Raw genomic sequence first — 10,611 nt, forward strand, 5'->3', positions numbered from 1 at the left:
GCAACCGTTCCCTCGGTGCACTGGATCTCGCAAGTGCATTCGGGTTCCGGCGTGGTTGCCTCTGCGCCCTTGCACGCTTCAAGGTTTGCACCATCCGCGCTGCAAACAGGACATTCATAATTGACCGCGCCGTCTACGCACTTGGTCTCGCAAGTGCATGTCACTGGTGTCGGCGGTGCATCTGTTTCGCCCGTATCAACCGCGAAGCCAGGCATGCACATAGATAGCATCATGGCCGCAGTCAATACAAGAGAAATGATTCTTTTGTGTTTCATTTGCTTTACCTCCATTTTTTATTTCTCCAACAAACAAACAATCGTTGTTTGCTTAAGACTTTGTTTTAACATCGTACTGATGTTGCGATTACCCGCCGCACTGGACAGGTTTCCGTCGCATGACGCGAACAGAAATCTTCATCCACCAGACAGCCGTTAATCTCCAACGTCTGCTCAGTCAGCGATAAGATGTCGTATAATGAGATTATGCTCGCATCAGTGCACAGACGATATCCACCGCCATTCCCCTGTACTGTTTGAATCAGTCCAGCTTTTTTAGCTTAGCAGTTACTTTATGTAAATACTGCGCCGGTACGCCCATCTGCTGCTCAATCTCTGTCGCACTGCAACATCGGTCTGGATGCATTGCAAGGTGCATCACCGTCCGAATTGCGTAATCACTTGTTGTATGAAACTGCATGGTATTCCTTTCCCTCATTCCTCTCCAAAGCCAACCTTAAAGGTAGTGTTTAAGAGCGTAAAAACTTATATATTTTGATGCTATTCATCAACTTTTCTGTGGCATTCCATGCTCTTTGACACTTCTCATTTCTGAATAATGCATTGGCCATCGTATTTTGATACGTCCGGCACAGACCGGACAGCCACATTTTTTAGCTCCGGTACGCGCATAGATAACCGCCTGCCAGACATGACCTTCCGAACATTGCCACCACACCTTGCGATGTGCCCCAGCTGTCACACTGTCAGGTGTAAGCGTTCCGTTCAAAGTCGGGTGCCACTGTTTTGCAATTTCCGGGTACAGCGTTGCCAGATCATTAAAACCAGGCAATACCTTTCTTCCCGCACAGTACGGACAACCGGTTCCGCTCATGGCTCTCGTGCTAATCAGAGCCTGATACGAATGTCCCAGCTCACACTTCCACCAAACTTTCCGATTTGCATAGGGTGTGACTTGCTGCGGCGTGAGCGTTCCGTTCTTCTCAGGATGCCACTGCACTGCGATCTCGGGAAACTGGCTGGCCAGATCATTCTCTCCAGCGAGCACCTTTCGACCGGAACATACTGGGCATCCACTACCATTCAGCACTCGGGCGTATATCGCAGCCTGCCAGCTATGTCCTTTCTCACAAATCCACCATACTTTGCGCCGACTGCCAAAAGAAACATTATACGGTGTACAATTTACGTTTTTTGTGGGATGCCACTGCGCGGCAATCTCTGGAAACTCTGTTGCCAGATCATTTTCCTTCGGAATCACCATACGATTGGCACAAACCGGACAACCGCTGCCCACAACCCGCGATTTGACCGACGCTTTCCACTCGTGTCCACGCTTGCACACCCACCAAACCGCTTTATGACTGCCCGGAAGCACCTGCTGTGGCGTGATTTCGTTGCGTGTCGGATGCCACTCATGAGCTAATTCAGGATATCGGCTCTGCAAATCGTTTTCTCCTGCGACTGGCATTTTTCCAGCACAAACAGGACAACTTGTTCCGTTTCCGGTACGCGTACAGATCGAAGCCTGCCATGTATGTCCCTGCTTACAACGCCACCACACTTTTCTCTTGCTGCCATAGGTTACCAGATCGGGTGTTAAAGGAAGATTTCGCTGCGTATCCCACTGTTCGAGTAAATCATTTCTATCGGTCTCTTCGCAGAACTCTTTCAGCGATTTTTTCACCCAACCCCTCCTATATCACAAAATCAACATTTGGTTGATATATAACAATTTAGAGAAAAAGAAAATCAGGGCATAATTTGCAGTATATTCAGATTCTTTATAATCATTTTTAATTTTGGGCGCAAAAAGAAAAGGTCACAAAAAAATTTACGTTTGTGACCTTATTTGTCTTGGCTTAGAAGTCGATTATCTTGCAAGTATCGAGAAAATATGATACAATCTCCTCAACAGTATGTAATAAAACACCTGAATAGCAGACAATGCTTGTGACAAAATGTTGATTTCGTCCTATGAAATCAGCCGCAGATGCGCCAGTTGCCTTGCGTGTTCTGTACCCGAGGTAATAAGATAAATGCGAGTGGTTTCGATGCTGGAATGCCCCAGCACGTCGGCAAGTTTTGCAATATCTTTGCACGTCTGATAGAACACTGTAGCAAACAAGTGCCGCAGGTTATGCGGAAATACCTTACTTGCTTCTACGCCCGCAAACTTACATAAATGTTTCATTTCGCTCCAAATCTGCCGTCTGGACAGACTTTTCCCGTTTCTCGTGAGAAAAATCTCACCGGAAGCGGTTTTTTGTTTTTTGGCGTACTTCAGCAGCTTCCGGCACAGCTTGTTCGGCAGTAAAATAACACGGATTTTGCCCTTGAGAGCAACTTCCGCACGTCCGGTTTTAACAGCTTCCACGGTCAGATATTTGACCTCGGATACACGGATTCCGGTTGCAGTGATGGCTTCCAGCAGCAGTGCAAGTCGCTCCTGTCCTCTGCGCTCGGCGGTCTGTACAAGTCGCTCATATTCCGGCCGTGTCAGCTCTCGATCCGGACGACGGAACAACTTGCGTTGAATGCGCAACGTGTGCACACGGCAGTCAGATCGACCGATAAAGTCCAGAAAACGATTCAGCGCCACGATCATAGAGTTGACCGTTTCCGGTGCATATCCATCCGTGAGCAGATGTGCTTTCCACGCGGAAACCTGAACTTTTTCCAGAGTTTTATCCCCCAACCAGCAAAAAAACTTACGCACATCGCGCATATATTTTTCAATCGTCCCCGCACTGCGTTCTTCTGTGCGAAGATAATCGATAAAGTCCGACAAACGATCTGTTTTATCCTGCATGATAGCTTCTCCTGTTCTCATAAATATGACCTTATTATATCCATTTTACTGAAAAACGAAGCTATCTGATAGATCACATACCAATTTTGTTTGGAAGCGCAATCGCATATATCTTTACTGAATTTATTGTATTTTATATTCCATTACACCTTGCGCTTCTCCAGCCCCATACAAAATGGACAGCGACTGCCAGTTCTAACCCGATTTCCGATCTCTGCCTGCCAAATATGCCCCTGATCACACTGCCACCACACCTTCTTACTCGAATAGCACCCAGCCTTTTCCGGGTGCAGATCGCCATTACGCTCCTGATACCACTGTACCGCTAACTCCGGATACTGAGTAGCCAAATCATTGACTCCAGGGATGACTCGACTTCCCATACAATAGGGGCAGCTACGTCCTCTCGTCCGGTTATAAACGATAGTTTTCCACTCATGTCCCTCCTTGCACTTCCACCAGACCAATTTATGGGAGAATGGCTTCACCTGTGATGGTAAAAGGTCTCCATTTCTATCTGGATTCCACTCAGCTGCAATTTCAGGGAACAGTGTCACTAAATCATTCACACCAGAAATTGCCCGCCTACCCGAGCAATACGGACATCCCTTTCCATGGACTCGATTATTGGATGTTGCTTGCCATTCGTGTCCCTCGCTGCATTTCCACCAGATTAACTTGTTGGACTGTGCCGGAAGCTCAGACGGAAGTAACCCCTGATTGCGTTCGTAATTCCATTCGTCTGCAATTTCTGGATACCGGGCAGCGAGATCGGTTTTCCCCGAAATCACCAGTCGACCAAAGCAGAAAGGGCATCCTGTACCATAACCGACCCGATTATTTACACGGGCCTGCCATTCATGCCCCTTCTCACATCGCCACCAGACAATCTTATTGGAACGCCTTGCTACCTGAGACGGCAACAAACTGCCGTTTCGTTCCGGGTGCCACTCTGCGGCAATTTCCGGGTATAATGTCTGTAAATCGCTGACTCCCGGAATCGGTCTATATCCAAAACAGTAGGGACATCCTCGACCACGGCTAAGGTCGGCAACACTGGCTTGCCATGTATGTCCCAGCGCACACCGCCACCAGACCAGCTTTTCCGAATAGGGAGCTATCGTTTGTGGGCTTAACCCTTCGTTTTTGTCGAAATCCCACTGCTTGGCAAGCTCCGGAAACTTGTCTGCAAGTGTTGAGTGCTTCAAGGAGCATCCACTCCATACAGATCATTTCCCGGCTTCTCCCTCTCCTCGCTCAGGCGCAGAAGCATCTGCTCCAACGCAGCATCCGGATCATCATCTGCTTCTTTCTGAATCTCCAGCTCCTTCCGAACCGAAACCATCGGCACCACATTGGATAAAACCGGTGCATCTTCTTCCGGCACCGTTGTAATCATACGATCCAGTGTCTTGTTGTCCATCTTGCTTGTCGGAATATTCAGGCCAAGTTCACTTCCCAGCTCCGCCGCAATCTCCGGATATACGGCTGACTCCAACAAAATCTTCATTCTAACATTCTGCTGCCGAATCTTCCGATTCTCCGCTTTTAACGCTTTCACTTCTTCCTGCAATCGCTGGCACAGTACAGTCATTTCTTTCTGATTTTTTGCTGTCTCTTGCAGTTGCTGGTATATTTTTTATGCGTATCAGCCATCGCACTACTACTCTCATAAATATCCCGAAAATACCGTTCTCGCTCCTGTAATCGCTGAATAAGCCGTTTCGCCCCCTCCTGAGATCGTACTGCACACACTTCGTGTTCTACATCGAATGTCACATAGGCGACAGACTTAGGAAAACCCTGCTGTTCAGCGTATCGCTGCTGATTCTGCTGCATCATTTTCCGAATTGTGGGAATGGCTCGAAAAATATGCTCGCCGATATCCAAACCCGACTCCTTCACCCAAGCGGACAATCTGGTATAAGTCGGTTTTTCCATGTCACAAGTAAGCAGATACTCCTGCGCGATATGAATCAGTTCTGCTTCGTCAAATTTCTTCTTGCGTCCCATTTTGCTCCTCCTGTTCCAGTAATTGTGTATAAGCTGTAATCTGACCATTGAGCTTCTGCATCTCTCGATCCAGTACTTCCAGTGGAATCCGATTTCCACGAACCCATTGAATCATTTTCTGAATGTATTGAAATTGCTCGTCCAACGCTTCTTTATGCTCCTGTTTCAAATCAATCAGGGTAAATGAACGATCGGTCGATCGGAAGTACCGACAGTTTACGCAGTCTCCCATTTGTCTGCCATCTGCCCAGCTGGCAATACAGTCATCCACCGAACCATCCTTGGAAAAAGCCGGTGAATAGCACCTGCCGCCTGCAATTTCTGCATATTGCATTCCATAGAGCGGACGAACCTGTGGAATGTGCGCTTCGACTTTCTGCTTCCCCTTCTTCTTACGAGCCAGCTCATAGGTCACACTGTCTACAAGCTCTGAAATATTGCTGTAATAGTGTGCCGAAATATCTACATTGCGATGACCCGCAAGATCCCGGCAGACAGTGGGGTTGCTGCCTTGCAAAATAAGTGAAATCATGGCGATGTGTCTCGTATCACCCAACTGGATCCTGCAAATCTCATTGTCTGCAATCTCGTTTTTTCCCGCTTCAACTACATCAAAATAGTTTGGGACGACCACCTCATAAAAGCGGCGCAACAGCTTATGGAGATCATCGTATTTGTAAGAATCTCGTTTGGGGTGCCGAAACAGCAGATGATTCTGATTTTCTGCATAGCTTTCTGTATTTTGAATGTACCAAACGATTCCCTGTCCGATTTCCGGCGGAATCGTATAAGTATGACGTTCGTAATCTGTATCAATTTGATATCCATGCAACTCTTGTCCGCCCTTGAGCTTATCCTTTCGGATTGTAAGCTGAAACGTACCATTTTCATTCCTCTGGATGCAGTCTCTTGGCGTTAAGACAACCTCTGTCGGTCGCATCGGCAACACGATAGAAATATGCCACCAAAACCAGAGCGGAAAATAATCCAGCTTGTCCTGCTTACCTGCGTGTGTCCAGAACCGCTCCATAACCTCTGAAAAGCGGAAGTACGAAGTCATTGGGCTGAGTTCCCGCTGCTGCTGTGCGATTTCTGCTTTGGGCTTATATCGCTCCATCCACTGCTGAATCCGGCATACAATCTCATTTTCCGTCTGTAAGAGCGACCAAAATTCCCTCTGCGGCAACAAATAAGCATCTCGCAACGTACCCAGCACAGCTTCCGGTCTATCTTGCATCGTTAAACCACGAAGCACCTTGCGCAGGCTGATCAGCATCACTCGTATATAATCCAGATCCCGCATACCGAGCAGCATCATGCAGTAAACCTTGACAGCAAACACAAAGTCTTCTGCCGAGAGTTCCAGCTTATTTTCAATGACAAATCGATACGGTCCTTGAATCTTGCTAAAATCCAGCCGATAGCTGTCTACCTCGTCAGTCAGTTTCCAAGCATCGTCCTCAAACGCACAGCCAATCAACACCCCCTCCTGTTTGTACCGTGCAAAATTCTGTTTTGCATCCTCAACCAATACTTCGTCGAGCGTTCTCACCATCGTATAGGTGTAATATCGCTCTGCATTCTGCTGTAAAACCCTCATTTTTTCTTCAGTTCCTCCATCATCCATTGAAACAAATCTCCGTGCGGTTCCTGTGCCTGTAAAACAGACAGGATGGGATACAGGACATACAAAAGCCGTTTTAAAATCGCCTGATACTTTCTCTGCTGCGCCAAGTCTCCCTGTGCAACGCTCTCTGTGTAGGCTGCCCTGATTTTGCGGTATTGCCCGACCAGTAAATAGGCATCCGCTCTGGTCTGCATCTCATAGGGACAGCCCAGACACTCTCGCTTCTGACAACGCTCGTTCAGTGCCATGCGCAGGCAGTAAGAGTGCATCCCACGGCTGGCCCCCAGACCACTTCCAATCGTATAGAAGGCTTCCCGGATCTCGTCTTGGCTCTTTACGGCGAGCAGCTGGCGCACGTTTTTCTGGGCGTTATTCATGGTCTTCAGACACCCTGTCGTAAAGCTCTCCACTTCATGTGCAGATAAGTCGAGCTTTTGAATGAGATTGGTCTGCACCTGTGACGATAATTGCTGATACGACTCCCCATAGAGATATTGCAGCATCAAATACGGGATAAAAGACAGCACACCCCGTTCAAACATCATCGCAGCAAAGTATTCCGGCGTTTCACCGAAAAATTTCATATCACTCAGGTAGGCTGCCGTCACTTTAGAGATTTCACCGTATCGGATCTTATGCGATCGGGCGATCGTCGCCATAAAGTAGCCTGCGATCGGATTACCATTCTTGCTTTCTGCGTTTTGCAGGGATTGCAGAAAGGATTTGTTGGCTGCACGGGAGGAAAACGAGCGGTTTCCCAGTTGATCAACAAATAACTGTCCCAAAAATCGAGTGAGCTGATCCCGATTGGCCCCGCGATACAGCGGCTGATTCCGCCGTTCTTCCGGCATATCCCAGCGATATGCGCAGACCAATAAGTACAGACGGCCAAAATGCTCTTTGAGCGACTCCGGAAAGAACAATTTCAAATCAGGCACCAGCTGACTCTTTGTCTTATTGGGCTTTCTTGGGTGATTCGCCAAGTGAAATTCCAGTCGGCCCAGCATTTCCCGGCAAGTTTCCGAGCGCAACGTATCATCCTGAATCTGTTGTATTACCTGTTTCAGTGGTAGGATGGGCTGTAAAATTGGCAGCCTGCAAAGATCTCCCGACCGAATACCGCTGATCCAGTGCAGGCAAAGATACAGCCATAACTCTGCCTTTTTTGCAGACTCACAAACCTTCTCGTAAATCTCCTGTGCTACGATGTAATCCGGATTGAACAGGCAATATGCCATTACCGCAAACTCTTCCATTGTGTAGGCTGTAATGGTCTTACTTCCCTTCTTACGCTGCTTAAAGCCAGGTAAAAAATGGAATTTGCAAGGATATTTGTGATAAACCTGTGCGGTCAACTTCTCAAACAGCTTGCCATCGATCAACGGAGATTTGGTGAAATACTCGATCATTTGCCTCATATCCTGATCGCTATACTGCGGCAAATCTTTTGAACTGTACAAGAAGAAATTTTGCAGCACACCAACGCCCGCATGGGTGTAATCCCCTTTCAGAATCCCTTCCAGCTCCCGAATAACAACCGGCATCTGTGGTCGGAGTCTCTCTGCAAGAACTTTTCCGACTATCTGATCTGACGTTTTATAAGACATCCAGAACAGTTCCAGTAAATACCATTGCATTTTGCTGAGTTCCTGTGGCACATACCAAACATTCCCCTGTTTCCGAGCCTCCAACTCAGGATAACGCTCCAGAAAAGCCCATAGATCCATCCGACACCTGTGATCTGTTTGATTGAATGCCGGATTGGGCGCAAAATGAGCAAAACAGGTCATCACTTCAATGTAAGGTTTTCCATCCACCAGAATATGATCTACTTCATTATTCTCGGTTTCTAAGAGTGCTTTCAATCTCTTTCGTATACGCAGCCGCTCACCATACAGGCAGAAAACCCGATCCTCAAACCCAATATAATACTGATTGAGCCGACCACAGGTGTACCCTTCATCTTGAAGCTGTTCTAACAAGCTGTCCTGTATATCATCGTCCTCCGTCAGCCAAGCGTATTCCTGATGAATCCGAATACATTTCTCCCCATAACTTTGCGTGAAGTAACAATACCCATCCATTTCCACACAACTTTCTGGACTGACACGCCCCTGACAAATATCCGGCAGAACCCTTCCCGGCCGCAAAAACAAGGCTCGTTCCAGCTCTTTAGCAGTAAAGTACCCGACTCTTTGCGGACTGTTCCACTGACAAAACAAATCAATGGTCTCCATAGCAGCTTCTAACGGATATGGGCACCAAACCAGCTTCTTCTGATCGGTACAGAGAAAGTCATCCGAAGAGATCGCTAATCCCAGATCAAGCAGCAAAGTGCTCAGCTCAAACTGCGCATTTGCGGGCAGCGCAAGCTCCAGCGAATCGAGAAGTTGTCCTACTTCTATATGTTTGGCTTTCAGTTCACACAACATATCAAAGTCCTTCCGTTCAAAAGACAAACCATTTTCTGTCTCCTGCGGTACAATCCCTGCCTTTTCCAACTTTTTAAGCCAGACCGCTCGGCTATAAATTCCCATCGCTTCTATCGCCTTATTCAGCGGAATATAATTCTTTTCCTGCATAGTAAACACCTTCTTTCAGAATTTCATCAACCATACCAGCAGTTGTCTTCTGATATTGTTTGACAAGCTCGGACTTGTTTGTCACATACACATACGAACTCTCGATATCCCGATCGCCCCGATAATACTGCAGCAACGTCGCATTGACACCGTCCAAAACCAGTGCGACTGAAAACCAATGCCGTAAAGCATGCGGACCCAGTTTATTTTCCAGCAGCATCTGACCATATTGCTGCATATAGGGGTCTTCATCCTGCAACAAAGACGGTCGCAAATAGACCTCGACCAGCTTCTGAAACGCACTGCTGTATGCCGCCGTTGTCATGGCCACTCCTCTGGAATTGACGACAAGCGGTGCAAATTCCGGTTCAAAACCGATCTGCTCCAGATATCGCTTCTGAAACTGCAAAATTCTCTGAAAGGGCTCAAGAAATCCCGGATATACTTTCTGCTTTCTTCGCCGTTTGATGCTTCCCGTACTGACTCCATCACCTCTAAGCTGCCGATTCCGTGTCAGGTCAAATGTGACCGCATGCAGCTTGCCTGCAACATACTGACACTGGAAGCCACCGACAAACTCCTGCTGCACCTGACAGCACTCTCCCGGTCTGAGTCCGGCAAAAGCCCCCAGTGCCATCGGCATCACAAGATGCGGCATGTATCTAAAAGCCAGCCGGAACATCCGCTGTAAGATTTTGTTCGGGATATCACGAAAGATCGGCTGCTTGTCCTCTGAAAAGCAGGTCACATGAAAATTGGGTATAGTTGCTGTCTTTTTCTGATAGCTATGAATCTGCCCGCCCTGTCGTTCCAGCTTTTCCTCCTTCTTCCACAGTTCTTTCTTCTTGACTGCAAGTTTAATTCCGTCTTTCAGCAGATTGTCCACAAATTGTGTACAAGTCAGGATGCACTCACTGACTTGCAGTTGGGTTCGATAGCGTCCGGTGCGCTCAGACGGAGTCTTTGCATAGTGCTCAAAATAGTCGGTTATCTTTTCATAAGTGATCTGCGAAAATCGGTGAATGCGGTGTGGGGTATCAGGACCACAGAAAAAATAATTGAGCATCTGCGTCACATAGCGCACCTTCTTATAGTTGCTTCGGGTGATCGAGCTGACGATACCAGTTCTCGTGTCTGCATACTGCGCCAGTCTTGTCCACTTCCAAATCAGACCGTTTTCATCCTTGATGACGATGAAATAGCGCAGCACTTGTTCTCCATTATCCGCCAGACACCGCAGCTCATAAATTCCAAAGCACAGCTGTTCACAAACCTGCTGCATGTACTTCCATTCTTCTGTTGTATTGATCCTTGCATCTTCCATATTCATTTTTCTCCTTT

The 10,611-nt window shown here is 47.5% G+C and carries 9 protein-coding genes and 1 pseudogene; all 10 read right to left on the bottom strand.

All coding sequences use genetic code 11. The annotated features are described in order from the left end of the window. Positions 1-275, bottom strand: a 275-nt coding sequence (locus B5D52_RS15565; RefSeq protein ID WP_016148523.1) for a CD1107 family mobile element protein, incomplete at its 3' end; no start/stop codon positions are given. Between the two features lie 65 nt (positions 276-340). Further along, a pseudogene (locus B5D52_RS16870) lies at positions 341-714 on the bottom strand (RrF2 family transcriptional regulator). 69 nt (positions 715-783) lie between these two features. Next, positions 784-1,923 (bottom strand): zinc-ribbon domain-containing protein, encoded by a 1,140-nt coding sequence (locus tag B5D52_RS15580; protein WP_078689259.1) that lies wholly within the window; start codon positions 1,921-1,923, stop codon positions 784-786. Between the two features lie 288 nt (positions 1,924-2,211). After that, entirely contained in the window at positions 2,212-3,048 is an 837-nt protein-coding gene (locus B5D52_RS15585; RefSeq protein ID WP_016148526.1) for a tyrosine-type recombinase/integrase, read from the bottom strand. Between the two features lie 143 nt (positions 3,049-3,191). After that, positions 3,192-4,256 carry a zinc-ribbon domain-containing protein gene (locus tag B5D52_RS15590; protein WP_016148527.1) on the bottom strand — a complete coding sequence of 355 codons (1,065 nt, stop codon included), beginning with the start codon at positions 4,254-4,256 and terminating at the stop codon, positions 3,192-3,194. Further along, positions 4,253-4,621: a hypothetical protein gene (locus B5D52_RS15595; RefSeq protein ID WP_178139580.1), complete on the bottom strand. Its 369-nt coding sequence runs from the start codon at positions 4,619-4,621 to the stop codon at positions 4,253-4,255. Before B5D52_RS15595 ends, B5D52_RS15590 begins: the two co-directional genes overlap by 4 nt. 17 nt (positions 4,622-4,638) lie before the next feature. Beyond that, entirely contained in the window at positions 4,639-5,061 is a 423-nt protein-coding gene (locus B5D52_RS15600) for a hypothetical protein (RefSeq protein WP_016148529.1), read from the bottom strand. After that, positions 5,039-6,688, bottom strand: coding sequence for a hypothetical protein (locus B5D52_RS15605; RefSeq protein WP_143149430.1), 1,650 nt, complete (start codon positions 6,686-6,688; stop codon positions 5,039-5,041). Before B5D52_RS15605 ends, B5D52_RS15600 begins: the two co-directional genes overlap by 23 nt. Further along, the gene (locus tag B5D52_RS15610) at positions 6,658-9,270 is read right to left on the bottom strand and encodes a hypothetical protein (protein WP_016148531.1); all 2,613 of its coding nucleotides are present in this window, start codon (positions 9,268-9,270) and stop codon (positions 6,658-6,660) included. The genes B5D52_RS15605 and B5D52_RS15610 overlap by 31 nt, the downstream gene beginning before the upstream one ends. Then, positions 9,239-10,594, bottom strand: a complete 1,356-nt coding sequence (locus B5D52_RS15615; protein WP_016148532.1) for a site-specific integrase — start codon at positions 10,592-10,594, stop codon at positions 9,239-9,241. The genes B5D52_RS15610 and B5D52_RS15615 overlap by 32 nt, the downstream gene beginning before the upstream one ends. Positions 10,595-10,611: the final 17 nt, after the last annotated feature.

Source organism: Butyricicoccus pullicaecorum DSM 23266, from assembly GCF_900167005.1.
Classification (GTDB): Bacteria; Bacillota; Clostridia; order Oscillospirales; family Butyricicoccaceae; genus Butyricicoccus; species Butyricicoccus pullicaecorum.

What these genes read in the sequence shown, in the direction of transcription:
- B5D52_RS15585 (WP_016148526.1), bottom strand. Translation starts at nt 3,048, where the DNA reads ATGCAGGATAAAACAGATCGTTTGTCGGACTTTATCGATTATCTTCGC.
- B5D52_RS15600 (WP_016148529.1), bottom strand. Translation starts at nt 5,061, where the DNA reads ATGGGACGCAAGAAGAAATTTGACGAAGCAGAACTGATTCATATCGCG.
- B5D52_RS15605 (WP_143149430.1), bottom strand. Translation starts at nt 6,688, where the DNA reads ATGGATGATGGAGGAACTGAAGAAAAAATGAGGGTTTTACAGCAGAAT.
- B5D52_RS15610 (WP_016148531.1), bottom strand. Translation starts at nt 9,270, where the DNA reads ATGCAGGAAAAGAATTATATTCCGCTGAATAAGGCGATAGAAGCGATG.
- B5D52_RS15615 (WP_016148532.1), bottom strand. Translation starts at nt 10,594, where the DNA reads ATGGAAGATGCAAGGATCAATACAACAGAAGAATGGAAGTACATGCAG.